The organism is Enterobacter cloacae complex sp. EB5 (genome assembly GCF_031432835.1).
GTDB lineage: Bacteria > Pseudomonadota > Gammaproteobacteria > Enterobacterales > Enterobacteriaceae > Enterobacter > Enterobacter hormaechei_C.
Genome location: NZ_CP133860.1, coordinates 3,558,773 through 3,583,987 on the forward strand (window position 1 = coordinate 3,558,773; position 25,215 = coordinate 3,583,987).

A 25,215-nucleotide genomic window follows, 5' to 3' on the forward strand; every position below is an offset into this window, starting at 1 on the left:
GCGGCTTCGCCTTACCCGGCCTACTGTTCGAGCCGTTGTAGGCCCGGTAAGCGAAGCGCCACCGGGCAAATCCTCACGCAACCAGCCAGAAAATCGCCAGCGCAATCACCAACGCGATAAACATCAATCCCGGACGGGCAGAAAGCGTTTTGAACGTATCAACTACGGGGGCAAACAGCGGGTTGTAGATCGGCTGAATGTTTCTTACCTCCGGCACGCCGGCTTCCCGCTCGGCGCGGCGAACGAAGATCTGATTGAGCACATCCTGCACCTGCGCGGTGGTCAGCACCGTTTGCGGCGTAGCCTGCCAGCTCTGCTGAGCGTAATCCCGAATCAGATCGAATTCGTGCGGTTCCAGCGGTTGTTTCAGCGCCGCCTGTACGCTGTGCAGGGTAGGGGCACTCTGGGTGCTGAGCGTCTGACGCGCCTGGAGCCAGGTGACCAGATGGGTAAACTGTTTTGCCGGGATCATCTCGCCCGCTTTCACACCGGAAAGTTCCAGCATGGATTGCCAGATAAGCTTTGTGGGTTCGCCGGTAGCGGCAGCCAGCTTAGTGACCATCTGCTTGAGCGTATTATGCTCCGCAGGCTGCAATGGCCGTTCTGTAGATGGGCGCTGTTGCGGCTGCGGGATAGAAAGCTGATTGCTTTGCAGCAGGGTCAACACGGTTTTCAGCTGTTCCGGAGAAAGCTGGCTCAGGGCGGTATGACCGTACTGTTGACGGATAAAATCACTCACCGCCTGACGATTATTCCCCTGGCCCAACAGCTCGGTCAGCTGCGAGATAATCTGGCGGGTAGTATGTTGCTGCTGTGCGCTGGTAAGACGCTGGTTCAGGTTTTGTTCGGCGGCAGGGAAATGGCGCGACTGTAGCGGCGCATCGTTTCTGACGCCCAAATCGTGCTTAACGCCGGCCCACACCTCTGCGTTTTGCTGTGAGGTTAACGCAATAAGACGCGTGATCAGACGCTCCAGTACGGTGCGTTGCTGCGTGGAGAGCGGTTGTTCGCCTGGCGTGTTGGGCGTTACGGGGCCTTCACCCGGAGGGCGCGGAGGCGTACCTGAAATGGGCTGCATCGTCAAAAATCCTTAAAGTCAAACTCTGCGTAACCGGGCGGAGATATATGCCCGGCGGCGAGATTATGGCACACTTGGCAGGTTTACTTCCTCTCAAACAGGTACTCAGACGTGAAAATCCTCGTTGATGAAAATATGCCTTACGCCCGTGAGCTGTTCAGCCGCCTGGGTGAGGTTAAGGCTGTCCCTGGTCGCCCGATTCCGGTCAGCGAACTGGACGATGCAGACGCCCTGATGGTGCGCTCGGTGACCAAAGTAAATGAGGCGCTGCTCACCGGCAAAGGGGTTAAATTTGTCGGGACGGCAACGGCCGGGACCGATCATGTGGATGACCAGTGGCTTAAGCAGGCGGGGATTGGTTTTTCCGCGGCGCCAGGCTGTAACGCCATTGCCGTCGTGGAATATGTTTTCTCCTCGCTATTGATGCTGGCCGAGCGCGATGGTTTTGCGTTGAAAGACCGCACCGTCGGGATTGTGGGGGTGGGCAACGTGGGTGGACGTCTGCAAAAGCGTCTGGAAGCCTGGGGCATCCGCACCCTGCTGTGCGATCCGCCGCGTAAGGATAACGGCGATGAAGGCGACTTCCGCACGCTGGATGAGCTGGTCGACGAGTGCGACGTCATCACCTTCCATACGCCGCTCTTTAAAGAGGGGCCGTACAAGACGCTGCACCTGGCCGACGAAAAGCTGATCCGCCGTCTGAAGGCTGACACTATTCTGATAAATGCCTGCCGGGGACCGGTGGTGGATAACGCGGCGCTGCTGACATGTCTCGACGAAGGACAAGATCTTAGCGTCGTGCTGGACGTCTGGGAGCCAGAGCCGGATCTCAACGTCGCCTTGCTGAATAAGGTGGATGTGGGTACCGCGCATATCGCGGGTTATACCCTTGAAGGCAAAGCGCGTGGCACAACCCAGGTGTTTGAGGCTTACAGCGCCTTTATCGGCCATCCGCAGCAGGTGGCGCTGGATACGCTGCTGCCCGCCCCGGAATTTGGCCGCATTACCCTTCATGGCCCGCTGGATGAGGCAACGCTGAAAAGACTGGTGCATTTGGTGTATGATGTGCGCCGCGATGACGCGCTGCTGCGTAAAGTGGCGGGTATTCCGGGTGAGTTTGACAAGCTGCGCAAAAATTACCTTGAGCGCCGCGAGTGGTCTTCCCTGTATGTCATGTGCGATGACGCGTCAGCGGCGGGGCTGCTGCATAAACTGGGATTTAACGCCGTTCACCACCCGGCACGTTAATGTCTTCTTAATGCTCCCTGTCGGATACTCCGGCAGGGACGCTTTTTTATTTCTGGAGTAAACCACCATGTCTGAAGGCTGGAACATTGCCATTTTGGGTGCCACTGGCGCCGTGGGCGAAGCCCTGCTTGAAACCCTTGCTGAGCGTCAGTTCCCGGTGGGTGAGATTTACGCACTGGCGCGTACCGACAGCGCAGGAGAACATCTGCGTTTCGGCGGCAAATCCGTGATGGTGCAGGATGCCGCCGCGTTTGACTGGACGCAGGCTCAGCTGGCGTTTTTTGCCGCAGGTACGGAAGCCACGGCGTCTTACATTGAAGAAGCGACAAATTCAGGCTGTCTGGTGATCGACCTGAGCGGTCTGTTCTCCCTGGAGCCGGATGTGCCGCTGGTGGTGCCGGACGTTAACCCGTTTGTGCTGGCTGACTACCGCAACCGCAACATCATTGCAGTACCGAACAGCCTCACCAGCCAGCTGCTGACCGCGCTTAAGCCGCTGATCGACGACGGTGGCCTGTCGCGTATTTCCGTGACCAGCCTGCTGTCAGCCTCCGCTAACGGTAAAAAAGCCGTAGACGCACTGGCAGGGCAGAGCGCGAAGCTGCTGAACGGTATCCCGATCGACGAAGATGATTTCTTTGGCCGCCAGCTGGCGTTCAACATGCTGCCGCTGCTGCCGGATCGTGAAGGTTCGGTGCGGGAAGAGCGTCGTATCGTCGATGAAGCACGCAAAATTTTGCAGGATGACGGGCTGATGATCTCCGCGAATGTCGTGCAGTCTCCGGTCTTTTACGGCCACGCGCAGATGGTCGGGTTTGAAGCCCTGCGTCCGCTGGCGGCTGAAGAAGCCCGCGACGCGTTTGGCCGCGGAGAGGACATTGTCCTGTCCGAAGAGAGCGAATTCCCGACGCAGGTGGGCGACGCCACCGGCAGCGCGCATCTCTCTGTGGGCTGCGTGCGTAACGATTACGGTATGCCGGAGCAGGTGCAGTTCTGGTCCGTCGCCGACAACGTGCGTTTTGGCGGCGCGCTGATGGCGGTCAAAATCGCGGAAAAACTGGTGCAGGAGTATCTGTACTGATGTCAGATGTGGAACAAAAGCCGGTCCACAGAATTGCCCTCGGTATTGAGTACGATGGCAGTAAATACTATGGCTGGCAGCGGCAGAATGAGGTGCGCAGCGTCCAGGAGAAGCTGGAGAAAGCGCTCTCTCAGGTGGCTAATGAACCGATCAACGTCTTCTGCGCGGGCCGGACCGATGCCGGCGTTCACGGCACGGGGCAGGTGGTGCATTTTGACACCACCGCCGTGCGTAAGGACGCGGCCTGGACGCTGGGTGTAAATGCGAATTTACCTGGTGACATTGCTGTGCGTTGGGTGAAAGCTGTGCCGGATGATTTTCACGCGCGTTTCAGCGCGACGGCGCGGCGCTACCGTTATGTCATCTACAACCAGCGCCTGCGCCCGGCGGTGTTAAGCCAGGGCGTGACGCATTTTTATGAACCGCTGGATGCAGAACGTATGCAGCGTGCGGCGCAGTGTCTGATTGGAGAAAATGATTTTACGTCGTTTCGTGCGGTACAGTGCCAGTCCCGTACGCCGTGGCGTAACGTCATGCACATTAACGTCAGTCGTTATGGCGCGTATGTGGTGGTGGATATCAAAGCCAATGCCTTTGTACATCATATGGTGCGGAATATTGTAGGCAGCCTGATGGAAGTGGGCGCCGGACACCAGCCGGAGAGCTGGATTGCAGAACTGCTGGCAGCGAAGGACAGAACGCTTGCGGCAGCAACGGCGAAAGCGGAAGGTCTGTATCTGGTTTCGGTGGATTATCCGGACCGGTTCGACCTGCCAAAACCGCCAATGGGCCCGCTGTTTTTAGCGGACTAAACAAAGGTGCAATTAGGGCTTAGACAATATGGACGTAATACGTTTTCTGATTGATTTCATCCTGCATATTGATGTTCACCTGGCGGAGCTGGTCGCGCAGTACGGCGTCTGGGTGTACGCCATTCTGTTCCTCATTCTGTTCTGTGAAACCGGCCTTGTGGTTACGCCGTTCCTGCCGGGAGATTCACTGCTGTTCGTGGCGGGCGCGTTATCCGCACTGCCAACGAATGACCTGAATGTCCATCTGATGGTGGTCCTGATGATCATCGCCGCGATTGTTGGTGATGCGGTCAACTACACCATCGGGCGGGTATTTGGCGAGCGGTTGTTCAGTAATCCGGACTCGAAGATTTTCCGCCGCAGTTATTTAGATAAGACCCATGCGTTCTATGAGCGCCATGGCGGTAAGACCATTATCCTTGCCCGTTTTGTGCCTATTGTGCGTACATTTGCACCGTTTGTGGCGGGAATGGGTCACATGTCCTATCGTCATTTTGCAATGTATAACGTGGTGGGCGCACTGCTGTGGGTACTGCTGTTTACCTATGCGGGCTACCTGTTTGGCGATCTGCCTGTGGTTCAGGAAAATCTTAAGTTACTGATTGTAGCGATTATTGTGCTTTCCGTGCTGCCGGGTGTGATCGAAATCATTCGTCACAAACGCGCGGCGGCAAAACAAGCGAAGTAAATGCACGCTGGCGGTTCGACCACTTTTTTATCCAAAGTTTCGGGCTGTTATGTTTTAATGTGCAACATTCATGGTCTGTTGGAGGCAAAAATGGCATTATTCGCCTCTTACAGCAAAACTGGCATACGACCAGGTTCAGGCAGAAAGGTTATCAATGAGCTGGATTGAACGAATTAAAAGCAACATTACCCCAACGCGTAAAGCGAGCATTCCTGAAGGGGTATGGACGAAGTGTGATAGCTGCGGCCAGGTTCTGTATCGCGCAGAGCTGGAACGCAATCTTGAGGTGTGTCCGAAGTGTGACCACCATATGCGTATGTCGGCGCGCAACCGCCTGCATAGCCTGCTGGACGAAGGTTCTCTGGTAGAACTGGGCAGCGAACTGGAGCCAAAAGATGTGCTTAAGTTCCGCGACTCCAAAAAATACAAAGATCGTCTGGCCTCTGCACAGAAAGAGACCGGCGAGAAAGACGCGCTGATCGTCATGAAAGGCACCCTGCACGAGATGCCGGTGGTTGCCGCCGCGTTTGAGTTCTCCTTTATGGGCGGCTCAATGGGCTCTGTGGTTGGCGCGCGCTTCGTGCGTGCCGTTGAGCAGGCGCTGGAAGACAACTGCCCGCTGATCTGCTTCTCCGCCTCCGGTGGCGCACGTATGCAGGAAGCGCTGATGTCCCTGATGCAGATGGCGAAAACCTCTGCGGCGCTGGCGAAAATGCAGGAGCGCGGTCTGCCGTACATCTCGGTACTGACCGACCCAACCATGGGCGGCGTTTCTGCAAGCTTCGCGATGCTGGGCGATCTGAACATCGCTGAGCCAAAAGCGCTGATCGGCTTTGCCGGTCCTCGCGTTATCGAGCAGACCGTACGTGAGAAACTGCCGCCGGGCTTCCAGCGCAGTGAGTTCCTCATTGAGAAGGGCGCCATCGACATGATCGTCCGCCGTCCGGAAATGCGCCTGAAACTGGCCAGCATTCTGGCGAAGCTGATGAATCTGCCGACGCCGAACCCGGATGAACCGCGCGAAGGCGTGGTGGTACCGGATCAGGAACCCGAGGCCTGATAACTGAAAAGGGCAGGGCCGAATGGCGCTGCCCTTTTGCTTTCTAAACCGTTAATGACAACCGGGCATCATGGAAAATAAAAGCATTCCTCCAGCCACGTCGCCCCTGGCCGCGTGGCTTTCTTATCTGGAAAACCTGCACAGTAAAACTATCGACATGGGCCTTGAGCGCGTAAGTCAGGTTGCCGCGCGTCTTGATGTGCTGAAACCCGCGCCTTTCGTGTTTACCGTGGCGGGCACTAACGGTAAAGGCACCACCTGCCGCACGCTGGAATCTGTCCTGATGGCGGCGGGGTACAAGGTTGGCGTTTACAGCTCGCCGCATCTGGTGCGCTACACCGAGCGCGTGCGGGTGCAAAATACTGAGCTGGCGGAATCGGCCCATACGGCGTCGTTTGCCGCTATCGAAGCGGCGCGCGGCGAAACCTCATTAACCTATTTCGAATACGGCACCCTGTCGGCGCTGTGGCTGTTTAAGCAGGCGCAGCTGGACGTGGTGATCCTGGAAGTGGGGCTGGGCGGGCGTCTGGATGCCACCAATATGGTGGATGCGGATGTCGCCGTCGTCACCAGCATCGCGCTGGATCACACCGACTGGCTGGGCCCGGACCGCGAGAGCATTGGCCGTGAGAAGGCCGGTATTTTCCGGGCCAATAAGCCTGCCGTGGTAGGCGAACCGGACATGCCGCATACCATTGCTGAGGTAGCGAAAGAGAAGGGCGCTCGTCTGCTGCGTCGCGGCGTGGACTGGCAGTATAAGGTGCAGGACAACGGCTGGCGCTTCAGCGATGCGCAGGGCGTGCTGGCGAGTCTGCCCCTGCCGCAGGTGCCACAGCCTAACGCGGCGACTGCGCTGGCGGCACTGCGCGCCAGCGGATTAGCGGTAAGCGAGCAGGCGATCCGCGACGGCATTCAGAACGCACTCTTACCGGGACGTTTTCAGATTGTGAGTGAGTCACCGCGTCTGATTCTGGATGTTGCACATAACCCGCATGCGGCGGCGTACCTCGCAGGACGTCTCAAATCGTTACCAAAAACCGGGCGCGTGCTGGCGGTTATCGGTATGCTTCATGATAAAGATATCGGCGGCACGCTGGCCTGCATGGAGAGTGTGGTCGATAGCTGGTATTGTGCTCCTCTGGAAGGGCCGCGCGGCGCGACTGCTGAGCAGTTGATGGAACATCTCGGCAAAGGCGAAATCTACAGCAGTGTGGTTTCGGCCTGGCGTGCCGCGATGGCGGAGGCTAAACCAGAAGATACCGTGCTGGTGTGTGGATCATTCCACACGGTGGCACATGTCATGGAAGTGATGGACGCGGGGAGAACCGGTGGCGAGTAAGTTTCAGAACCGTTTAACAGGAACCATTGTGCTGGTCGCGCTTGGGGTGATTATTCTCCCGGGGCTGCTCGACGGGCAGAAAAAGCATTACCAGGATGAATTTGCGGCCATTCCGCTGGTACCCAAACCGGGCGATCGCGATGAGCCCGATATGCTGCCAGCGGCAACGCAGGCGCTGCCTGCCCAGCCGCCAGAAGGTGCAGCGGAAGAGGTGCGCGCAGGTGATGCAGCCGCGCCGTCGCTCGATCCTTCGCGTCTGGCGACGAACAATAACATCGAGATTGATCCGGTGCCGGTAGAACAGCCTAAGCCTGTTGAGAAGCCGAAACCGGTGGAGAAGCCGCAGCCGAAACCGCAGCGGGATAAAGCGGCCGAGCAACTGGCAGCCGCCTCAGAAACGCCACCGCCGGCAAAACAGGACGCAGCCCCTACGGGCAAAGCCTACGTCGTTCAGCTCGGCGCATTGAAAAATGCAGATAAGGTCAATGAGATCGTGAGTAAACTGCGCGGCGCGGGATACCGTGTTTATACTTCACCCACCACGCCGGTACAGGGTAAAATTACCCGTATCCTCGTGGGGCCGGATGCGTCTAAAGATAAGCTCAAAGGTTCGCTTGGCGAGCTGAAGCAAATCTCCGGCCTGAGCGGTGTGGTGATGAACTACAGCGCCAACTGATAGAAATTATCCCCTCACCCTAACCCTCTCCCCAAAGGGGCGAGCGGACGGTTTGCTCCCTCTCCCTTGAGGGAGAGGGCCGGGGGGAGGGGGAGGCAGACGTTCACAGAAACGTCAAAGGTGCGGGGGCGTTGAGCATTTTTTCAGCGCCTTTTTTATTTACGCGTGGGAAGGAAATCCCTACGCAAACGTTTTCTTTTTCTGTTAGAATTCGCCCCGAACTGGATGACAGGGCGTTAAATCGTGGGACACATATGGTCTGGATTGATTACGCCATCATTGCGGTGATTGGTTTTTCCTGTCTGGTTAGCCTGATCCGTGGCTTTGTTCGTGAAGCGTTATCGCTGGTAACCTGGGGTTGTGCTTTCTTTGTTGCCAGTCATTACTACACTTACCTGTCTGTCTGGTTCACGGGCTTTGAAGATGAACTGGTCCGAAACGGAATCGCCATCGCGGTGCTGTTTATCGCGACGCTGATTGTCGGCGCTATCGTCAATTACGTGATAGGTCAGCTGGTCGAGAAAACCGGTCTGTCAGGGACGGACAGGGTGCTCGGCATCTGTTTCGGCGCGTTGCGAGGCGTGCTCATTGTGGCCGCGATCCTGTTCTTCCTGGATACCTTTACCGGGTTCTCCAAAAGTGAAGACTGGCAAAAATCGCAGCTCATTCCGGAGTTCAGCTTCATCATCAGATGGTTCTTTGACTATCTGCAAAGCTCGTCGAGTTTCTTGCCCAGGGCATAAACCCTGAGATGTGGCTTAACGAGGAAAAGACGAATGTGCGGTATTGTCGGTATCGCCGGTTTCATGCCGGTAAACCAGTCGATTTATGACGCGTTAACGGTGCTTCAGCACCGTGGGCAGGATGCTGCGGGTATCATCACCATTGATGCAAACAACTGCTTCCGTTTACGCAAGGCGAATGGCCTGGTAAACGATGTGTTTGAAGCCCGCCATATGCAGCGTCTGCAAGGTAATATGGGGATCGGTCACGTTCGTTATCCTACTGCTGGCAGTTCCAGCGCCTCTGAGGCTCAGCCTTTTTACGTTAACTCCCCGTATGGCATCACGCTTGCCCACAATGGCAATCTGACCAATGCCCACGAGCTGCGTAAAAAGCTGTTCGAAGAGAAACGTCGCCACATTAACACCACGTCTGATTCTGAAATCCTGCTCAATATCTTTGCCAGCGAACTGGATAACTTCCGCCATTATCCGCTGGAAGCAGACAACATTTTTGCCGCCGTTGCCGCGACTAACCGCCAGATCCGTGGCGCGTACGCTTGCGTAGCGATGATCATCGGTCACGGCATGGTGGCCTTCCGCGATCCAAACGGCATTCGCCCGCTGGTGCTCGGCAAACGTGACCTCGGCGATGGCCGTTCCGAGTACATGGTTGCCTCCGAAAGCGTGGCGCTGGACACTCTGGGCTTCGAATTCCTGCGTGATGTCGCGCCAGGCGAAGCGGTCTACATCACTGAGAAGGGCCAGCTGTTTACCCGTCAGTGCGCCGACAACCCGGTGAGCAACCCGTGCCTGTTCGAATACGTTTACTTCGCGCGACCGGACTCGTTCATCGACAAGATTTCCGTTTACAGCGCGCGCGTCAACATGGGGACGAAGCTGGGCGAGAAGATTGCCCGCGAGTGGGACGATCTCGACATCGACGTCGTGATCCCAATCCCTGAAACCTCCTGTGATATCGCGCTGGAAATTGCCCGTATTCTGGACAAGCCGTATCGTCAGGGCTTCGTGAAAAACCGCTACGTAGGCCGCACCTTTATCATGCCGGGCCAGCAGCTGCGTCGTAAGTCCGTACGTCGTAAGCTGAACGCTAACCGTGCCGAGTTCCGCGACAAGAACGTGCTGCTGGTGGACGACTCCATTGTGCGCGGCACGACGTCTGAGCAGATCATCGAGATGGCGCGTGAGGCCGGGGCGAAGAAAGTGTATCTCGCCTCCGCAGCGCCGGAAATTCGCTTCCCTAACGTGTATGGCATTGATATGCCAACCGCTAACGAGCTGATTGCTCACGGTCGTGAAGTAGACGAAATCCGCCAGATCATCGGTGCCGACGGCCTGATTTTCCAGGATCTGAACGATCTGATTGACGCGGTGCGCGCCGAGAACCCGGATATTCAGCAGTTCGAATGCTCGGTATTCAATGGGATCTACGTGACCAAAGATGTTGACCAGCAGTATCTCGACTATCTGGATTCGCTGCGTAACGACGATGCGAAAGCCGTCCAGCTGCAAAACGATCTCGAAAGCTTAGAGATGCACAACGAAGGTTGATGCGTATGCAGGTGAGGGCGCTCGCCCTCACTTGCAACTCCCCGTAAAATCCTGCACAGTCTGCCCTGAAATCAGCAAGGGCGAAAATCATGAAACGACTCATTGTAGGGATCAGCGGTGCCAGCGGCGCGATTTATGGCGTCCGGCTGTTACAGGTGCTGCGTGACGTTGCAGGCGTAGAAACCCATCTGGTGATGAGCCAGGCGGCGCGTCAGACCCTCTCTCTTGAAACCGATCTCTCTCTGCGCGACGTTCAGGCCCTGGCTGACGTTGTCCACGATGCCCGCGACATCGCCGCCAGCATCTCTTCGGGCTCGTTTAAAACGGCCGGCATGGTTATTTTGCCCTGTTCGATTAAAACCCTTTCCGGCATTGTAAACAGCTATACCGACACGCTGGTGACGCGTGCAGCGGATGTGGTGCTGAAAGAGCGTCGTCCTCTGGTGCTCTGCGTGCGGGAAACGCCGCTGCATCTGGGACATCTGCGTTTAATGACGCAGGCAGCCGAACTGGGGGCCGTGATTATGCCGCCGGTCCCCGCGTTCTATCATCGTCCGCAAACGCTGGACGATGTCATCAACCAGACCGTTAACCGCGTACTGGATCAGTTCGATATCGACCTGCCGGAAGATCTCTTTACCCGCTGGCAGGGGGCGTAAAGCTGTGCACAAACAAGGTGCATGAAAAGACAATTTGCCCTGTTTCAGGGCAAAACTGCAACCGCGATCATATCCTCGACATTTAATTCGCTTTTTCCCTTTTTCTCTTTCCGGTTCGTTCGGCAGACCTGCTATCTTTCACCATTAAGGCAGTATCGCAACGTTTTATTAACATATTTAACGTCGTAGTTTTAACCCGACGACAATGTGGCATAAGACCTGCAAGAGCAGCCTGCAACACAACACACAACATAAACCATAATAAAATCACGGTTCTTGAGGGTAAATGTATGAAGAAGACGGTTCTGGCTCTGTCTTTGCTCGTGGGCTTGAGTGCAGCAGCAAGTAGCTATGCAGCGCTTCCACAGACAGTTCGTATCGGTACAGACGCAACCTACGCGCCATTCTCCTCCAAGGATGCGAAAGGCGACTTCGTGGGGTTTGATATCGATCTGGGAAATGAGATGTGCAAACGCATGGAAGTGAAATGTACATGGGTGGGCAGTGACTTTGACGCGCTGATCCCGTCGCTGAAAGCCAAGAAAATTGATGCCATTATCTCTTCTCTCTCCATCACGGAAAAACGTCAGCAGGAGATCGCCTTCTCTGAGAAGCTCTACGCTGCCGACTCACGTCTGATTGCCGCGAAAGGCTCGCCAATCCAGCCGACCATCGACTCGCTGAAAGGCAAACATGTTGGCGTGCTTCAGGGTTCGACCCAGGAAGGTTTCGCCAATGCTAACTGGCGCGAGAAGGGCGTCGATGTGGTGGCTTACCAGAACCAGGATCTGATCTACTCTGACCTTGCGGCAGGCCGTCTGGATGCGGCGTTTCAGGATGAAGTCGCCGCGAGCGAAGGCTTCCTGAAACAGCCTGCGGGTAAAGAGTACGCCTTTGCCGGCCCGTCGGTAAAAGACAAAAAATACTTTGGCGACGGTACCGGTATTGGCCTGCGTAAGGATGATACCGAGCTGAAAGCCGCCTTCGACAAAGCGTTTAATGAGCTGCGTAAAGACGGTACCTACGACAAACTGGCGAAGAAATACTTCGATTTCAACGTCTACGGTGATTAATGCCTGAATGAGATGCACTGAAGTGGTGCGTCCCGGCAGGGTTATGTTCCAGTATGGTGCAACACATGCACCATACTGGATCGCTGTGTGCATAGTTAAGCATTTATAATGCAAAAATTCCCGTTCAAAGGCATTAATCTTTGCCTGAATGAGGGGATTAATGGCACATTAACAACACCCCGTCGTCGTAAAAATCTCGTATTAAGACAGTTTGTTGAGGACAGATATGAAAAAACTGGTGTTGTCACTTTCTCTGGTACTGGCTTTTTCCAGCGCCACCGCGGCATTCGCAGCAATTCCGCAGAAAATTCGTATTGGAACTGACCCAACCTATGCACCTTTCGAATCGAAGAATGCGAAGGGGGAACTGGTCGGTTTTGACATCGATCTGGCTAACGAGCTGTGCAAACGCATTAAAGCGCAATGTACCTACGTTGAAAACCCGCTGGATGCGCTGATCCCGTCCCTGAAAGCGAAGAAAATTGACGTGATCATGTCCTCCCTGTCCATCACAGAAAAACGTCAGCAGGAGATTGCCTTTACGGACAAACTCTACGCGGCGGACTCACGTCTGGTGGTGGCGAAATCCTCTGACATTCAGCCAACCCTTGAATCTCTGAAAGGCAAACGCGTAGGCGTGTTGCAGGGTACGACGCAGGAAACCTACGGCAACGAGCATTGGGCGCCAAAGGGGATTGAAATTGTCTCTTACCAGGGCCAGGAAAACATCTACGCAGACCTGACGGCAGGCCGCATTGACGCGGCATTCCAGGATGAAGTGGCGGCAAGCGAAGGCTTCCTGAAACAGCCTGTGGGTAAAGATTACAAGTTCGGCGGTCCGTCCATTAAGGACGAAAAACTCTTTGGCGTCGGTACCGGTATGGGCCTGCGTAAAGAAGACAACGAACTGCGTGAAGCCCTGAACAAAGCGTTCGCCGAGATGCGCGCGGACGGCACCTATGACAAGCTGGCTAAAAAGTACTTCGATTTTAATGTTTACGGCGGCTAATCGCCCCGTCTGATAACGTGCGGCCCCTCCCGTTGCGGGAGGGGAAAAGACACGGTTCCACCACTCACGAGACGACAGGGCACGCGGTATGCTGTACGGATTTTCTGGCGTTATTTTACAGGGCGCGCTTGTCACCCTTGAGCTGGCTATCAGCTCCGTGGTGCTGGCGGTGCTGATAGGCCTGGCGGGCGCGGGGGCAAAATTATCCGCCAACAGACCGCTGGCGCTGATATTTGAAGGCTATACCACGCTGATTCGCGGCGTGCCTGACCTGGTGCTGATGCTGCTGATCTTTTACGGCCTGCAAATCGCACTTAACGGCGTGACGGATGCCATCGGCATGGAGCAGATCGATATCGACCCGATGGTGGCTGGTATTATTACCCTTGGTTTTATCTACGGCGCTTATTTCACTGAGACCTTCCGCGGCGCTTACATGGCCGTGCCGAAAGGGCATATTGAAGCGGCGACCGCCTACGGTTTTACCTCCTCACAAACGTTTCGCCGGATCATGTTCCCGGCCATGATGCGCTACGCGCTGCCGGGCATCGGTAACAACTGGCAGGTTATTCTCAAGGCAACGGCGCTGGTCTCCCTGCTGGGTCTGGAAGATGTGGTGAAGGCCACGCAGCTGGCGGGTAAAAGCACCTGGGAACCGTTCTATTTTGCGGTGGTTTGCGGCGTAATTTATCTGGTCTTTACGACCGTCTCCAATGGTGTGCTGCTTCTGCTCGAACGTCGCTACTCCGTGGGTGTGAAGAGGGCTGACCTGTGATTGAGATTATTCAGGAGTACTGGAAATCCCTGCTGTGGACGGATGGCTACCGCTTTACTGGCGTGGCGATCACGCTGTGGCTGCTGATCTCCTCGGTGGTAATGGGCGGCATTCTGGCGGTGTTTCTCGCCATTGGCCGCGTGTCGAACAATAAATTTATCCAGTTCCCGATCTGGCTGTTCACCTACGTGTTTCGCGGTACGCCGCTGTACGTGCAGCTGCTGGTGTTCTATTCCGGGATGTACACGCTGGAGATCGTGAAAGGCACCGAGATGCTGAACGCGTTCTTCCGCAGCGGCCTGAACTGTACGGTGCTGGCGCTGACCCTCAATACTTGCGCCTATACCACCGAGATCTTCGCCGGGGCCATCCGTTCTGTGCCGCACGGTGAGATCGAGGCGGCGCGCGCGTACGGCTTCTCGTCCGTGAAGCTCTACCGCTGTATTATTCTGCCTTCGGCGCTGCGTATTGCGCTGCCGGCCTACAGCAACGAAGTGATTTTAATGCTGCATTCGACGGCACTGGCGTTTACCGCCACGGTACCGGATCTGTTAAAGATTGCCCGCGATATTAACTCTGCCACCTACCAGCCGTTTACGGCGTTTGGCATTGCGGCAGTGCTCTATTTGATCATTTCTTACGTCCTGATCAGCCTGTTCCGTAAGGCTGAAAAACGCTGGTTGCAGCATATAAAACCGTCGACGCACTGAGAATTTATGATGGCTGAGAACAAATTAAACGTAATTGATTTGCACAAGCGCTACGGCGAACATGAAGTGCTGAAAGGGGTGTCGCTGGAGGCTAACGCGGGCGACGTGATCAGTATTATCGGCTCATCAGGTTCGGGTAAAAGTACCTTCCTGCGCTGCATCAACTTCCTCGAAAAGCCGAGCGAAGGGTCGATTGTGGTGAGCGGACAGAACATTAATATGGTCCGTGATAAAGACGGCCAGCTTAAAGTGGCGGATAAAAACCAGTTGCGCCTGCTGCGCACGCGCCTGACGATGGTGTTCCAGCACTTCAACCTCTGGAGCCACATGACGGTGCTGGAGAACGTGATGGAAGCGCCGGTTCAGGTGCTCGGCTTAAGCAAGCAGGAAGCCCGCGAGCGTGCGGTCAAATACCTGGCGAAAGTGGGTATCGACGAGCGGCAGCAGATCAAATATCCGGTGCACCTGTCAGGGGGGCAGCAGCAGCGTGTTTCCATCGCCCGTGCGCTGGCGATGGAGCCGGAAGTGTTGCTGTTTGACGAACCGACTTCCGCGCTGGATCCTGAACTCGTTGGCGAAGTGCTGCGCATCATGCAGAAGCTGGCGGAAGAGGGCAAAACGATGGTGGTGGTGACGCACGAGATGGGCTTCGCCCGTAACGTTTCTAACCACGTTATCTTCCTGCATCAGGGGAAAATTGAAGAGCAGGGGCACCCCGATGAGGTGCTGGCGAACCCGCAAAGCCCGCGGTTGCAGCAGTTCCTGAAAGGCTCGTTGAAGTAGGTTTGGCCTTTCTCCCTCTCCCACAGGGAGAGGGCCGGGGTGAGGGCATCAGCCCGCAGAGTCGCCCAATTGCCCGGTGGCGCTTCGCTTACCGGGCCTACAAACCCCGTAGGCCGGGCAAACGCAGTGCCGCCCGGCATTCAACACTCCAGCCGATACACCCAGTCGTCGTAACGTACGCCGTTAATCTCGTACGCCTTCTCCAGCACCTGTGTGCGCACAAAACCCGCTTTCTCAAGGACCCGCACCGACCCGACGTTATCCGCCAGCACGTACGCGTTTATCGCCTTCACGCCCGTCTGGTTAAATGCATACTCACACACCGCGCGCAGCGCCTCGCTGGCAATGCCTTTTCCCTGCGCGGCAGGCACAACCGTGTAGCCAATATCCGCCTCTTCACGGTTCGCCGGGCTGATTTGCAGGCCGATATCCCCGAGCGGCGTAACGTCGTTATGCAGACGGATCACAAAGACATGCTCCGCCATCAGGCGCGCGGCAAATACGCGGCGGGTCTCTTTTTCCGGCGTGATAGCGGCCATATAGCGCATGATGGCGGGGTCTTCGCGCAGAGTGCGGAAGAACGCCCAGTCAGAAGGTTCGAAAGGGGTGAGGTGAAGCCGGGTTGTGGTGATGGTTGCCATAGTTACGCCATATCATCCAGACATGGCGTATAACTCTAACATATTCACTGCACCACATCCCCCAGCGCCTCTTCCAGGTCATACCAGCGGAACGTAAACCCGGCCGCTTCCAGCCGTTTTGGCAGCGCGCGCTGCCCGCCCAGCACCAGCACCGAAGACTCACCCATCAGCAGACGAATCGCCGTCGCAGGCACGCGCAGCACCGCCGGGCGATGCAGGGCATGGCCCAGGGCGTGAGCAAACTGTTCATTACGTACCGGATACGGAGACACCATGTTAAACGGCCCGCGCAGGTCGTTATCCAGCAGCCAGAGAATGCCGTTGGCCATATCGTCGATATGGATCCACGCCAGATACTGACGACCGTTGCCGATGGGCCCGCCAAGCCCCATTTTAAACGGCGGCAGCATTTTACCGAGAATACCGCCCTTCGGCGCAAGTACCACGCCGGTGCGCAGCAGGCAGACGCGGGTACGATCGCTCTGCGCCGCGCAGGCGATGCGCTCCCACTGGGCGCAGAGTTTATGGGTAAACTCGTTGTGCGGCGGCTCCTCTTCGGTCACCACCACTTCACCGAGATCGCCATAGTAGCCTGTAGCAGAGCCGGAAATCAGCACCGAAGGCGGCGTCTCGCTGTTGCGAATCAGCTCAACCAGCCTTTCGGTCATGTTCCAGCGGCTGCTGCATAAACGCTGTTTTTGCTCTTCGGTCCAGCGTTTATCGGCAATAGGTTCGCCTGCGAGGTTGATGACGGCGTCAAAGCCGTTCAGATCCTGCCGTTCCGCCAGGCCTTTCCAGATCTCAACGCTGGCACCCAGCACCTGGCGCGCTTTCTCCGGGCTGCGCGTGACCACGGTAATGTCGTGATGCAACGCCTGCAAGCGTGGAATGAGATGGCGACCAATCAGGCCCGTACCGCCGGTGAGCAGGATCTTCATACAACCTCCAGGTTTACGCCTGGCGCTGCCAGCTTAACGTCATGGAGACGGAGTCGGCGTAGCGCAGGGCGTGAAGTTTATCGATCTCCACTTCAGCATAAGTGACCCAGTGGTGTTCGCGTGCGATGTCGAGCACATCCTGAGTTAATTTTTCCAGTAGCGCAAAACGGTTGTTCTCAACGTACTGGATGATGCTTTTGGTGATCGTGCGATAGTTCAGCGCGTCATTGATGTCTTCGCTGGCGCGCGCCTTGTCTGCCGGGTAGTGGATCACCACATTCACCACGATATCCTGGCGATTCGCGATCTCCTCCTCTTTGATACCAATGAACGTTCGTAAGCGTAAGTTTTTTATGCGAATAATAGCGTCATGCTGGGACATTGCAGGTCTTCTCCGTGTCAGTATTTTCACCTCATCATACATGAGGAGAACACCTGCACCCAACGGGGCGCGGGCTCAAATCTGATGGATTTTTTGCATGGCGCGTTCGGTGGCCGGGCGGGTCCGGATGCGCTCAAACCAGTTGTTCACCGCCGGATAAGTGGCCAGATCGATCCGGTGACGTTCATGGGTGTTGATCCACGGCCAGCAGGCGATATCTGCGATGCTGTAATGCTCACCTCCCAGCCACGGTGATTTTTCCAGCCGACGGTTCAGGACCCCGTACAGGCGCTGGGTTTCGACCTGATATCGCTCAATGGCGTAAGGGATCGTCTGCGGCGCATAGGCGGTAAAGTGGTGATTCTGCCCCAGCATTGGCCCGAGGCCGCTCGACTGCCAGAATAACCATTGCAGCGTGTGATGACGCTCGCGCAACTCCCCGCTCAGGAGCTTGCCGGTTTTCTCCGCCAGATAGAGCAAAATCTCTCCGGACTCAAACAGGCTTAACGGTTTGCCGCCGTCGGAGGGCAGGTTATCAATGATGGCCGGAATTTTATTGTTGGGCGATATGGCCAGAAAAACGGGGCGGAACTGGTCGCCTTTACTGATATCCACGCGAATGATCCGGTAGTCCACTTCGGCTTCTTCAAGAAAGAGGGTGATCTTATGGCCATTAGGGGTGGGGGCATAATAGAGATCTATCATTCTCAACTCCTGTCAGTGCGAATAGTGTTGCCATGAAAAATCAGTATAGGTGCTTGTTGTAAATCGTGAGTTTTCATCAAGTGACAGCGAGGCAAAGAGATTATATGTTGAGTGAAAACCGATCAGCCGATGAGGATGTTATGAGCCAGCCTGTAATAACGTTGTGGTCCGATGCGAACTTTTTTTCTCCTTATGTTATGAGCGTTTATGTGGCGCTGGCAGAAAAGGGGCTTACTTTTAGTCTGAAAACCGTTGACCTGGACAGCGGCGAACATCTGAAGCCTCAGTGGCAGGGCTACGCGCTCACCCGCCGTGTCCCTGTGCTGGAGATTGACGGTTTTGAGTTGAGTGAATCCTCGGCGATTGACGAGTACCTTGAGGACCGCTTTGCCCCGCCTGAGTGGGAACGCATCTATCCTCACGATCTGCAAAAGCGCGCCCGCGCCCGCCAGATCCAGGCGTGGCTGCGTAGCGACCTGGTGCCGATTCGCACAGAACGCTCCACGGATGTGGTGTTCGCTGGCGTTAAAAAGCCTGCCCTCAGCGAGGAGGGCTTATCCAGCGCCCGGAAGCTGATTGAAACCGCGTCATCGCTGCTGGCGCAGGGTAACCCTAACCTGTTTGGCGAGTGGTGTATTGCCGACACCGATCTGGCGCTGATGCTCAATCGCCTGATCCTCAATGGCGATGACGTCCCACAGCGGCTGGTGGATTACGCCACATTCCAGTGGCAACGCGCGTCAGTTCAGCGCTATCTGGCACTCTCTGCTAAGCGCGCGGGCTGATAAGACGGGGCGCTTGAGGTATGATAGGGGCAGTCTGAATTCCCGAGGAGTAACTGATGAAACTGATGTTTGCGTCGGATATTCATGGATCGCTGCCCGCGACCGAACGCGTGCTTTCTCTGTTCGCCCAAAGCGGGGCGCAATGGCTGGTGATCCTGGGCGACGTGTTAAACCACGGCCCACGCAATGCGTTGCCGGAAGGCTATGCTCCCGCGCAGGTGGCGGAAAAACTTAATAATTTTGCCTCGCGCATTATCGCCGTTCGCGGCAACTGCGACAGCGAAGTTGACCAGATGCTGCTGCATTTTCCCATCACCGCTCCCTGGCAACAGGTGTTGATGGAAAACAGCCGTTTGTTCCTGACCCACGGGCACCTGTTCGGCCCGGATAACCTGCCGTCACTCGCCGCTGGCGATGTCCTGGTTTATGGTCATACTCATATTCCGGTGGCGGAAAAACGCGGGGCGTTTTATCACTTTAACCCCGGGTCTGTTAGCATTCCCAAAGGCGGCAACCCGGCAAGCTACGGCATGTATGAAGACGGGACATTAAGAGTTATCGCACTTAATGATCAGCAAGTTATTGCGCAGATAGCGATTAATCCGTAAGTTACACCACAACTGCAAACGCGCCGTAAGAGCGCTTAGACGAGAAGGTTTCCCGATGGTGGAGCAGAATCATTTGGCAAGTACTGAGTGGGTTGACATTGTCAGCGAAGAGAATGAAGTGATCGCGCAGGCCAGCCGCGAACAAATGCGTGCGGAGCGTCTGCGTCACCGCGCGACGTACATCGTTGTTCATGACGGCATGGGCAAGATTCTGGTCCAGCGTCGCACCGACACCAAAGATTTTCTTCCTGGTATGCTGGACGCCACAGCGGGTGGCGTTGTGCAGGCCGATGAAGTATTGCTGGACTCCGCGCGTCGTGAAGCGGAAGAAGAGTTAGGTATCGCTGGCGTGCCGTTTGCCGAGCACGGGCAGTTTTATTTCGAAGATGAGCATTGTCGCGTCTGGGGCGGGCTGTTCAGCTGCGTTTCCCACGGGCCTTTCGCCTTGCAGGAAGAGGAAGTGAGCGAAGTGTGCTGGATGACGCCGGAAGAGATCACCGCGCGTTGCGACGAGTTCACGCCGGATTCCCTTAAAGCACTGGCGCTGTGGATGACCCGCAACGCCAAAAACGAATCCGCTAAACCGGAAAATAAGGCAGAAAAAGAGGAAGAGGCTGAGTAAGCCTTAACAGCTTTCCCGCAGACACAGGCTGGACGCGATGGGTTTATGATCGCGCCAGTCTCCGTCATTCAGACGTTCCAGTAACGCTTTCCCGGCTTCAATCCCAATCTTGCGATGCGGTACTGCCATCGTCGTCAGCGGCGGCTGACAGACGCGGCTGACGTCGCTGTCGCCAAAGCCCACGACCGCTAAATCGTCCGGCACTTTGATGCGCCGACGCTGGCACTCATACAGCGCGCCGCAGGCCAGTTCATCTGACACGCACACCAGCGCATCCAGCTCCGGCCACGCCAGCAGGAACTCTGGCAATTGTGCCGCACCGGTGGAGAAGTTCGGCGGCATGGCGGCATTAATCACTCTGTTCGGCGAAAGGTGGTGGCGCAGCATCGCCTTGTACCAGCCCTGCAAATGCTGCTGAAAAATCCACTGCTCCTGGTTAGCGCACAGCAGGCCGATATTCTGGTAGCCACGCTGAATCACCATCTCGGTAAGTTCATACATGGCGGCGACGTTATCAATCCCGATATTCATATCAATCGGATCGGCACGCATTGCACCCATTTCCATCACCGGGATAGAGGCGTTTTTCAGCCAGTGTCGCACGGTATCGGAGTGCTCGACGCTGAGCAGTATCGCCGCGGCAATATTCGAGGCCAGCAGCGTTTCAAGCAGTTTCTCTTCCTGTTCAAGACGATGCTGAGATTCCGCCAGCATGATCTGATATCCGGCTGGCTGGAGCACCTGCTGTAGCCCGGCGAACATCTCGGAACAGCCAGCTTCGGAAAGATTGGGAACAACCATCGCAATCGTCCATGACGACGCCGATGCCAGTGCGCTGGCGGCAAGATTGGGCATATAACCCAGCTCCTGCACCGCGGCTTCAATTTTTTCACGCAGTTTATCGGAAACCTGTTCGGGCGTGCGGAGGGCACGGGAAACAGTCATCGTGCCTACGCCGGCAAGCTGTGCGACATCCGCGAGCGTTACTTTTCCGGTACTGCGCCGTTTTCGGGTTAAAGACATACATCTTCCTGCTGACAGGACGCGATTCAGTTTCATCCTTCATTTTACGTGACAGGCAGTATACGCCTTAAATCCCTTTTTTTGCTGTGATTTCGCACCATGATAGCAATTTGATAGCGCTATCACAGTTCTGCATGTTAGTCGTTGGTAGCGCTATCTTTGTGATCGCGATCGCAGTCATTGATTGATGGGTTGAATAGAGTTTGCCCATGTCTGGTCTTTAGCGGGAGTGAAAAATGCTCAAAAAGTGGATATATGATACAACCATCATCCTACAGGATAGAGTTGAAAGCTGGCCCCAGGCGCTGGAACTGTGCGCGAAACCGCTGCTGGATTTGCAGGTTATCGCGCCGGAATATGTTACGGCTATCATCGAGCAGCACCACACGTTAGGTCCCTACTATGTGCTGGCTCCAGGGCTGGCAATGCCACATGCGCGACCGGAAGAAGGAGCGAAAGGACTTGGCCTGTCATTATTGAAACTGAAACAGGGCGTCTCTTTTGGTGCCGGTGAGTTTGACCCTGTCGATGTGATTGTGATGCTGGCGGCGCCGGACAAGCATAGCCATATCGAAATGATCTCAGCCTTAGCGGAATTATTTTCCAGCGACGAAGATATGGCTGAATTACATCGGGCGAATACGCTGGAGGAGATAAAAACCATCATCGATCGCTTCTGATTTAATTATTTAATCCGATTCATCTCAACATTACGCGTCAGCGTGATGGGGCGTACTCTACTCTAAAAAGGGGATAACAATGAAAATCATGGCTATTTGCGGCTCCGGCCTGGGCAGCAGTTTTATGGTCGAAATGAATATTAAAAAGGTGCTCAAAAAACTGGAAATTGAGGCAGAGGTTGAACACTCCGATCTCTCCTCGGCCACGCCGGGCGCGGCGGACCTGTTTGTAATGGCGAAAGACATTGCCGCCAGCGCCAGCGTGCCGGAAAGCCAGCTGGTGGTGATCAACAATATCATCGATATCAACGAACTCGAAGCGCAGCTGCGCGCCTGGTTCGAAAGACAATAATCCTGATAAGGCGAGGTGGATATGTTTATCCTTGAAACGCTGAATTTCGTTGTTGATATTTTAAAAGTCCCTTCAGTGCTGGTCGGGTTAATTGCCCTGATTGGTCTTGTGGCGCAGAAAAAAGCCTTTTCGGATGTGGTAAAAGGCACAATTAAAACCATTCTCGGCTTTATTGTACTGGGCGGCGGCGCAACCGTGCTGGTGGGCTCTTTAAATCCGCTCGGCGGTATGTTTGAGCACGCCTTTAATATTCAGGGCATTATTCCCAACAATGAAGCTATTGTGTCCATTGCCCTGGAAAAATATGGCGCTTCCACCGCGCTCATTATGGCCTTCGGGATGGTGGCGAATATTATTGTCGCGCGCTTTACCCGCCTGAAGTACATCTTCCTTACCGGGCATCACACCTTCTACATGGCATGCATGATTGGCGTGATCCTGACGGTTGCAGGCTTCGAGGGGGTCGGGCTGGTCTTTACCGGTTCGTTGATCCTCGGCCTGATTATGGCCTTCTTCCCGGCGATTGCGCAGCGCTATATGAAGCGTATTACCGGCAACGATGAGATCGCCTTCGGTCATTTCGGCACGCTGGGCTACGTGCTGTCCGGCTGGATTGGCAGCAAGGTCGGGAAAGGCTCGCGCTCCACCGAAGAGATGAACCTGCCGAAGAACCTTAGCTTCCTGCGTGACAGTTCAATCTCCATCTCCCTGACCATGATGATTATCTACCTGATCATGGCGGTGAGCGCCGGACGTGAGTACGTGGAGGCCACCTTCAGCGGCGGTCAGAACTACCTGGTGTACGCCATCATTATGGCCATCACCTTCGCGGCAGGCGTGTTCATCATCTTGCAGGGCGTGCGCCTGATTCTGGCGGAAATCGTCCCGGCCTTTACCGGCTTCTCGGAAAAACTGGTGCCCAATGCGCGGCCTGCGCTGGACTGCCCGGTGGTTTACCCGTATGCGCCAAACGCGGTGCTGATTGGCTTCCTGTTTAGCTTCCTCGGCGGGATTGTGGGCTTGTTCATCTGCGGTCAGTTTAGCTGGGTGCTGATCCTGCCGGGAGTGGTGCCGCACTTCTTCACTGGCGCAACGGCAGGCGTGTTTGGTAACGCCACCGGCGGACGTCGCGGGGCGATGATTGGCGCGTTTGCTAACGGCCTGCTGATCACCTTCCTCCCGGTCCTGCTGCTGCCTGTTCTGGGCGCAATTGGCTTTGCGAATACGACCTTCTCGGACGCTGATTTTGGTGCGGTCGGGATTGTGCTGGGCAACCTGGCACGCTTCCTGTCGCCGCTTGCCATCACCGGACTGGTTGTTGTGTTGTTCGCGCTGCTGGTGGCCTACAACGTCTTCGCTAAAAACAAACCTGCCAGCGGTAACGCGCAGGAAAACCCCGGAGCCAAATCATGAATGAGAATGAAATAACCGAACTGGCGCGTCAGATCCGCCTTGAGACGCTGAAATCCCTTACGCAGCTGGGTTTTGGTCACTACGGCGGCAGCATGTCAGTCGTTGAAACGCTGGCCGTTCTGTACGGCGCGGTAATGAAAATTGACCCGGCCGATCCGGACTGGCCAGAGCGCGATTACTTTGTGCTGTCGAAAGGCCATGCGGGGCCGGCGCTGTACAGCACGCTGGCGATTAAGGGCTACTTCCCAATTGAAGAGCTGAGTACGCTGAACCAGAACGGGACGCGTCTGCCAAGTCACCCGGATCGCCTGAAAACACGCGGCGTGGATGCCACCACCGGATCACTGGGGCAGGGGATCTCCATCGCTGGCGGCATGGCGCTGTCGCACAAGCTGGCAGGAAGGCCAAACCGGGTGTTTTGCATCGTTGGCGACGGAGAACTGAATGAAGGACAGTGCTGGGAAGCCTTCCAGTTTATCGCTCACCATCGACTGAACAATCTGACGGTATTCGTGGACTGGAACAAACAGCAGCTCGACGGCGAGCTGGACGAAATCATCAGCGCCTTCGACCTGGAAGGCAAATTCCGCGCCTTTGGTTTTGACGTGGTGACGGTGAAAGGGGATGACATTCCGGCGCTGCTGGAGGTGACCGCGCCGATCCCTGAGGCCGATGCGCGTCCGCGGGTGGTGATCCTCGACAGCATCAAAGGGCAGGGGGTGCCATACCTGGAACAGCTCAGCAACTCGCATCACCTGCGATTAACCGAGGAGAGCAAAGCGGCGCTCAACGAGACGATTCGCCAACTGGAGGCTTCACATGATTAAGGTTGCACCGACAGGACAGAAAGATGCCGTTGAGATGCGTAAGGTCTACGCGGGTTTTGTGGCAAAACAGATTGAGGCCGGGAGCGAGATCATTGCGCTCGAAGCGGATCTGATGAGTTCGATGGCGATGGACGGCGTAGCGCGTGATTATCCACAGCACGTCATCAACTGCGGCATTATGGAGGCCAACGTGATTGGGACGGCCGCCGGGCTGTCGCTCACCGGACGGAAGCCGTTCGTCCATACCTTTACCGCTTTTGCCAGCCGTCGCTGCTTCGACCAGCTGTTTATGTCCCTGGACTACCAGCGCAATAACGTGAAGGTGATTGCCTCGGATGCGGGCGTGACGGCCTGCCACAACGGTGGGACGCATATGTCGTTCGAGGATATGGGCATCGTGCGCGGTCTGGCGCATTCAGTGGTACTGGAGGTGACCGATGCGGTGATGTTCGAAGATGTGCTGCGTCAGCTCATCGACCTGGAAGGCTTTTACTGGGTAAGGACCATCCGTAAACAGGCCCCGAGCGTCTATGCCCCGGGGCAACCTTCACCATCGGCAAGGGAAACGTGCTGCGCGAGGGAACCGATATTACCCTGATTGCTAACGGCATTATGGTGGCGGAAGCGCTGGAGGCGGCGCGCCAGCTGGAGCAGGAGGGGGTAAGCGCAGCGGTCATCGACATGTTTACCCTGAAGCCCATCGATCGGATGCTGGTGAAAAACTATGCCGAGAAAACCGGGCGTATTGTGACCTGCGAAAACCACAGCATTCACAACGGGCTGGGGTCGGCGGTGGCGGAAGTGCTGGTGGAAACCTGTCCGGTGCCTATGCGGCGGGTGGGGGTGAAGGAACGGTATGGTCAGGTGGGTACACAGGACTTCTTGCAGAAGGAGTATGGCCTGACGGCACATGACATTGTGTCGGCGGCGCGAGAGTTGCTGTAATAAAAAAGG

The 25,215-nt window shown here is 56.0% G+C and carries 28 protein-coding genes and 1 pseudogene; 23 read left to right on the forward strand and 6 right to left on the reverse strand.

What is annotated here, in order from left to right; translation table 11 throughout:
- Positions 1 to 73 precede the first annotated feature (73 nt).
- On the reverse strand, positions 74 to 1,078 hold the full coding sequence (gene flk, locus RHN82_RS17170) for a flagella biosynthesis regulator Flk (protein ID WP_047053261.1): 1,005 nt from the start codon (positions 1,076 to 1,078) through the stop codon (positions 74 to 76).
- Between the two features lie 111 nt (positions 1,079 to 1,189).
- Here flk and pdxB point away from each other — a divergent pair, with 111 nt between their 5' ends.
- From pdxB to hisP, 15 genes are all read left to right on the forward strand, one after another.
- On the forward strand, positions 1,190 to 2,326 hold the full coding sequence (pdxB, locus tag RHN82_RS17175; RefSeq protein WP_047053263.1) for a 4-phosphoerythronate dehydrogenase PdxB: 1,137 nt from the start codon (positions 1,190 to 1,192) through the stop codon (positions 2,324 to 2,326).
- A gap of 67 nt (positions 2,327 to 2,393) precedes the next feature.
- Entirely contained in the window at positions 2,394 to 3,407 is a 1,014-nt protein-coding gene (locus tag RHN82_RS17180) for an aspartate-semialdehyde dehydrogenase (RefSeq protein ID WP_047053265.1), read from the forward strand.
- Entirely contained in the window at positions 3,407 to 4,219 is an 813-nt protein-coding gene (gene truA, locus RHN82_RS17185; protein ID WP_032648968.1) for a tRNA pseudouridine(38-40) synthase TruA, read from the forward strand. Before RHN82_RS17180 ends, truA begins: the two co-directional genes overlap by 1 nt.
- A 28-nt stretch (positions 4,220 to 4,247) precedes the next feature.
- Positions 4,248 to 4,907, forward strand: a complete 660-nt coding sequence (locus RHN82_RS17190) for a DedA family protein (RefSeq protein WP_003861406.1) — start codon at positions 4,248 to 4,250, stop codon at positions 4,905 to 4,907.
- Between the two features lie 154 nt (positions 4,908 to 5,061).
- Positions 5,062 to 5,967 (forward strand): acetyl-CoA carboxylase, carboxyltransferase subunit beta, encoded by a 906-nt coding sequence (gene accD / locus RHN82_RS17195; protein ID WP_047053266.1) that lies wholly within the window; start codon positions 5,062 to 5,064, stop codon positions 5,965 to 5,967.
- A 70-nt stretch (positions 5,968 to 6,037) separates the two neighbouring features.
- On the forward strand, positions 6,038 to 7,306 hold the full coding sequence (folC, locus tag RHN82_RS17200; protein ID WP_047053268.1) for a bifunctional tetrahydrofolate synthase/dihydrofolate synthase: 1,269 nt from the start codon (positions 6,038 to 6,040) through the stop codon (positions 7,304 to 7,306).
- Positions 7,296 to 7,982 carry a cell division protein DedD gene (gene dedD / locus RHN82_RS17205; protein WP_023300639.1) on the forward strand — a complete coding sequence of 229 codons (687 nt, stop codon included), beginning with the start codon at positions 7,296 to 7,298 and terminating at the stop codon, positions 7,980 to 7,982. Before folC ends, dedD begins: the two co-directional genes overlap by 11 nt.
- Before the next feature lie 254 nt (positions 7,983 to 8,236).
- Positions 8,237 to 8,725, forward strand: coding sequence for a colicin V production protein (gene cvpA / locus RHN82_RS17210; RefSeq protein ID WP_000262116.1), 489 nt, complete (start codon positions 8,237 to 8,239; stop codon positions 8,723 to 8,725).
- Positions 8,726 to 8,758: 33 nt separating this feature from the next.
- Positions 8,759 to 10,276 (forward strand): amidophosphoribosyltransferase, encoded by a 1,518-nt coding sequence (gene purF / locus RHN82_RS17215; protein ID WP_008502595.1) that lies wholly within the window; start codon positions 8,759 to 8,761, stop codon positions 10,274 to 10,276.
- 89 nt (positions 10,277 to 10,365) lie between these two features.
- Positions 10,366 to 10,935, forward strand: coding sequence for a UbiX family flavin prenyltransferase (locus tag RHN82_RS17220; RefSeq protein ID WP_015572254.1), 570 nt, complete (start codon positions 10,366 to 10,368; stop codon positions 10,933 to 10,935).
- A 290-nt stretch (positions 10,936 to 11,225) separates the two neighbouring features.
- Positions 11,226 to 12,008 (forward strand): lysine/arginine/ornithine ABC transporter substrate-binding protein ArgT, encoded by a 783-nt coding sequence (argT, locus tag RHN82_RS17225; protein ID WP_003861418.1) that lies wholly within the window; start codon positions 11,226 to 11,228, stop codon positions 12,006 to 12,008.
- Between the two features lie 226 nt (positions 12,009 to 12,234).
- Positions 12,235 to 13,017, forward strand: a complete 783-nt coding sequence (gene hisJ, locus RHN82_RS17230) for a histidine ABC transporter substrate-binding protein HisJ (RefSeq protein ID WP_003861421.1) — start codon at positions 12,235 to 12,237, stop codon at positions 13,015 to 13,017.
- A gap of 88 nt (positions 13,018 to 13,105) precedes the next feature.
- Positions 13,106 to 13,792 (forward strand): histidine ABC transporter permease HisQ, encoded by a 687-nt coding sequence (locus RHN82_RS17235; protein WP_015572256.1) that lies wholly within the window; start codon positions 13,106 to 13,108, stop codon positions 13,790 to 13,792.
- Positions 13,789 to 14,502, forward strand: coding sequence for an ABC transporter permease (locus RHN82_RS17240; protein WP_003861424.1), 714 nt, complete (start codon positions 13,789 to 13,791; stop codon positions 14,500 to 14,502). The genes RHN82_RS17235 and RHN82_RS17240 overlap by 4 nt, the downstream gene beginning before the upstream one ends.
- 9 nt (positions 14,503 to 14,511) lie before the next feature.
- The gene (hisP, locus tag RHN82_RS17245) at positions 14,512 to 15,285 is read left to right on the forward strand and encodes a histidine ABC transporter ATP-binding protein HisP (RefSeq protein ID WP_003861426.1); all 774 of its coding nucleotides are present in this window, start codon (positions 14,512 to 14,514) and stop codon (positions 15,283 to 15,285) included.
- A gap of 140 nt (positions 15,286 to 15,425) precedes the next feature.
- Here hisP and RHN82_RS17250 read toward each other — a convergent pair whose 3' ends face one another.
- From RHN82_RS17250 to yfcG, 4 genes are all read right to left on the reverse strand, one after another.
- Positions 15,426 to 15,926, reverse strand: a complete 501-nt coding sequence (locus RHN82_RS17250) for a GNAT family N-acetyltransferase (protein WP_047053272.1) — start codon at positions 15,924 to 15,926, stop codon at positions 15,426 to 15,428.
- 44 nt (positions 15,927 to 15,970) lie between these two features.
- Positions 15,971 to 16,864 carry a TIGR01777 family oxidoreductase gene (locus RHN82_RS17255; RefSeq protein ID WP_047053274.1) on the reverse strand — a complete coding sequence of 298 codons (894 nt, stop codon included), beginning with the start codon at positions 16,862 to 16,864 and terminating at the stop codon, positions 15,971 to 15,973.
- A gap of 13 nt (positions 16,865 to 16,877) precedes the next feature.
- Positions 16,878 to 17,246 carry a dihydroneopterin triphosphate 2'-epimerase gene (folX, locus tag RHN82_RS17260; RefSeq protein ID WP_003861432.1) on the reverse strand — a complete coding sequence of 123 codons (369 nt, stop codon included), beginning with the start codon at positions 17,244 to 17,246 and terminating at the stop codon, positions 16,878 to 16,880.
- 75 nt (positions 17,247 to 17,321) lie between these two features.
- Complete coding sequence (yfcG, locus tag RHN82_RS17265; protein ID WP_003861434.1) at positions 17,322 to 17,951, reverse strand: GSH-dependent disulfide bond oxidoreductase; 630 nt, start codon at positions 17,949 to 17,951, stop codon at positions 17,322 to 17,324.
- A gap of 140 nt (positions 17,952 to 18,091) precedes the next feature.
- Between yfcG and yfcF the strand changes: the two genes are divergently transcribed.
- From yfcF to yfcD, 3 genes are read left to right on the forward strand one after another with little or no spacing between them, the layout of a single operon-like run.
- Entirely contained in the window at positions 18,092 to 18,736 is a 645-nt protein-coding gene (gene yfcF, locus RHN82_RS17270) for a glutathione transferase (protein WP_047053276.1), read from the forward strand.
- A 56-nt stretch (positions 18,737 to 18,792) separates the two neighbouring features.
- Entirely contained in the window at positions 18,793 to 19,344 is a 552-nt protein-coding gene (gene yfcE / locus RHN82_RS17275; protein ID WP_047053277.1) for a phosphodiesterase, read from the forward strand.
- 55 nt (positions 19,345 to 19,399) lie between these two features.
- Positions 19,400 to 19,966, forward strand: coding sequence for an NUDIX hydrolase YfcD (yfcD, locus tag RHN82_RS17280; RefSeq protein WP_006811396.1), 567 nt, complete (start codon positions 19,400 to 19,402; stop codon positions 19,964 to 19,966).
- 3 nt (positions 19,967 to 19,969) lie between these two features.
- Here yfcD and RHN82_RS17285 read toward each other — a convergent pair whose 3' ends face one another.
- Positions 19,970 to 20,989, reverse strand: a complete 1,020-nt coding sequence (locus RHN82_RS17285; RefSeq protein ID WP_017383439.1) for a LacI family DNA-binding transcriptional regulator — start codon at positions 20,987 to 20,989, stop codon at positions 19,970 to 19,972.
- Positions 20,990 to 21,225: 236 nt separating this feature from the next.
- Between RHN82_RS17285 and RHN82_RS17290 the strand changes: the two genes are divergently transcribed.
- The 5 genes and pseudogenes from RHN82_RS17290 to RHN82_RS17310 all read left to right on the forward strand — a co-directional run bounded on the left by RHN82_RS17290 (position 21,226) and on the right by RHN82_RS17310 (position 25,206).
- Positions 21,226 to 21,669 (forward strand): PTS sugar transporter subunit IIA, encoded by a 444-nt coding sequence (locus RHN82_RS17290; RefSeq protein ID WP_047053280.1) that lies wholly within the window; start codon positions 21,226 to 21,228, stop codon positions 21,667 to 21,669.
- A 79-nt stretch (positions 21,670 to 21,748) separates the two neighbouring features.
- Positions 21,749 to 22,021: a PTS sugar transporter subunit IIB gene (locus RHN82_RS17295; protein WP_003861447.1), complete on the forward strand. Its 273-nt coding sequence runs from the start codon at positions 21,749 to 21,751 to the stop codon at positions 22,019 to 22,021.
- A 21-nt stretch (positions 22,022 to 22,042) separates the two neighbouring features.
- Positions 22,043 to 23,434: a PTS ascorbate transporter subunit IIC gene (locus RHN82_RS17300; RefSeq protein ID WP_017383437.1), complete on the forward strand. Its 1,392-nt coding sequence runs from the start codon at positions 22,043 to 22,045 to the stop codon at positions 23,432 to 23,434.
- Positions 23,431 to 24,261, forward strand: coding sequence for a transketolase (locus tag RHN82_RS17305; RefSeq protein ID WP_039270261.1), 831 nt, complete (start codon positions 23,431 to 23,433; stop codon positions 24,259 to 24,261). Before RHN82_RS17300 ends, RHN82_RS17305 begins: the two co-directional genes overlap by 4 nt.
- A pseudogene (locus tag RHN82_RS17310) lies at positions 24,254 to 25,206 on the forward strand (transketolase family protein). The gene RHN82_RS17305 and the pseudogene RHN82_RS17310 overlap by 8 nt, the downstream one beginning before the upstream one ends.
- Positions 25,207 to 25,215 lie beyond the last annotated feature (9 nt).

What these genes read in the sequence shown, in the direction of transcription:
- RHN82_RS17220 (WP_015572254.1), top strand. Translation starts at nt 10,366, where the DNA reads ATGAAACGACTCATTGTAGGGATCAGCGGTGCCAGCGGCGCGATTTAT.
- accD (WP_047053266.1), top strand. Translation starts at nt 5,062, where the DNA reads ATGAGCTGGATTGAACGAATTAAAAGCAACATTACCCCAACGCGTAAA.
- yfcF (WP_047053276.1), top strand. Translation starts at nt 18,092, where the DNA reads ATGAGCCAGCCTGTAATAACGTTGTGGTCCGATGCGAACTTTTTTTCT.
- RHN82_RS17305 (WP_039270261.1), top strand. Translation starts at nt 23,431, where the DNA reads ATGAATGAGAATGAAATAACCGAACTGGCGCGTCAGATCCGCCTTGAG.
- RHN82_RS17235 (WP_015572256.1), top strand. Translation starts at nt 13,106, where the DNA reads ATGCTGTACGGATTTTCTGGCGTTATTTTACAGGGCGCGCTTGTCACC.
- RHN82_RS17295 (WP_003861447.1), top strand. Translation starts at nt 21,749, where the DNA reads ATGAAAATCATGGCTATTTGCGGCTCCGGCCTGGGCAGCAGTTTTATG.
- RHN82_RS17290 (WP_047053280.1), top strand. Translation starts at nt 21,226, where the DNA reads ATGCTCAAAAAGTGGATATATGATACAACCATCATCCTACAGGATAGA.
- cvpA (WP_000262116.1), top strand. Translation starts at nt 8,237, where the DNA reads ATGGTCTGGATTGATTACGCCATCATTGCGGTGATTGGTTTTTCCTGT.
- folC (WP_047053268.1), top strand. Translation starts at nt 6,038, where the DNA reads ATGGAAAATAAAAGCATTCCTCCAGCCACGTCGCCCCTGGCCGCGTGG.
- truA (WP_032648968.1), top strand. Translation starts at nt 3,407, where the DNA reads ATGTCAGATGTGGAACAAAAGCCGGTCCACAGAATTGCCCTCGGTATT.
- hisJ (WP_003861421.1), top strand. Translation starts at nt 12,235, where the DNA reads ATGAAAAAACTGGTGTTGTCACTTTCTCTGGTACTGGCTTTTTCCAGC.
- argT (WP_003861418.1), top strand. Translation starts at nt 11,226, where the DNA reads ATGAAGAAGACGGTTCTGGCTCTGTCTTTGCTCGTGGGCTTGAGTGCA.
- RHN82_RS17190 (WP_003861406.1), top strand. Translation starts at nt 4,248, where the DNA reads ATGGACGTAATACGTTTTCTGATTGATTTCATCCTGCATATTGATGTT.
- RHN82_RS17300 (WP_017383437.1), top strand. Translation starts at nt 22,043, where the DNA reads ATGTTTATCCTTGAAACGCTGAATTTCGTTGTTGATATTTTAAAAGTC.
- RHN82_RS17255 (WP_047053274.1), bottom strand. Translation starts at nt 16,864, where the DNA reads ATGAAGATCCTGCTCACCGGCGGTACGGGCCTGATTGGTCGCCATCTC.
- RHN82_RS17250 (WP_047053272.1), bottom strand. Translation starts at nt 15,926, where the DNA reads ATGGCAACCATCACCACAACCCGGCTTCACCTCACCCCTTTCGAACCT.
- folX (WP_003861432.1), bottom strand. Translation starts at nt 17,246, where the DNA reads ATGTCCCAGCATGACGCTATTATTCGCATAAAAAACTTACGCTTACGA.
- yfcD (WP_006811396.1), top strand. Translation starts at nt 19,400, where the DNA reads ATGGTGGAGCAGAATCATTTGGCAAGTACTGAGTGGGTTGACATTGTC.
- RHN82_RS17180 (WP_047053265.1), top strand. Translation starts at nt 2,394, where the DNA reads ATGTCTGAAGGCTGGAACATTGCCATTTTGGGTGCCACTGGCGCCGTG.
- yfcG (WP_003861434.1), bottom strand. Translation starts at nt 17,951, where the DNA reads ATGATAGATCTCTATTATGCCCCCACCCCTAATGGCCATAAGATCACC.
- RHN82_RS17285 (WP_017383439.1), bottom strand. Translation starts at nt 20,989, where the DNA reads ATGTCTTTAACCCGAAAACGGCGCAGTACCGGAAAAGTAACGCTCGCG.
- flk (WP_047053261.1), bottom strand. Translation starts at nt 1,078, where the DNA reads ATGCAGCCCATTTCAGGTACGCCTCCGCGCCCTCCGGGTGAAGGCCCC.
- purF (WP_008502595.1), top strand. Translation starts at nt 8,759, where the DNA reads ATGTGCGGTATTGTCGGTATCGCCGGTTTCATGCCGGTAAACCAGTCG.
- yfcE (WP_047053277.1), top strand. Translation starts at nt 18,793, where the DNA reads ATGAAACTGATGTTTGCGTCGGATATTCATGGATCGCTGCCCGCGACC.
- hisP (WP_003861426.1), top strand. Translation starts at nt 14,512, where the DNA reads ATGGCTGAGAACAAATTAAACGTAATTGATTTGCACAAGCGCTACGGC.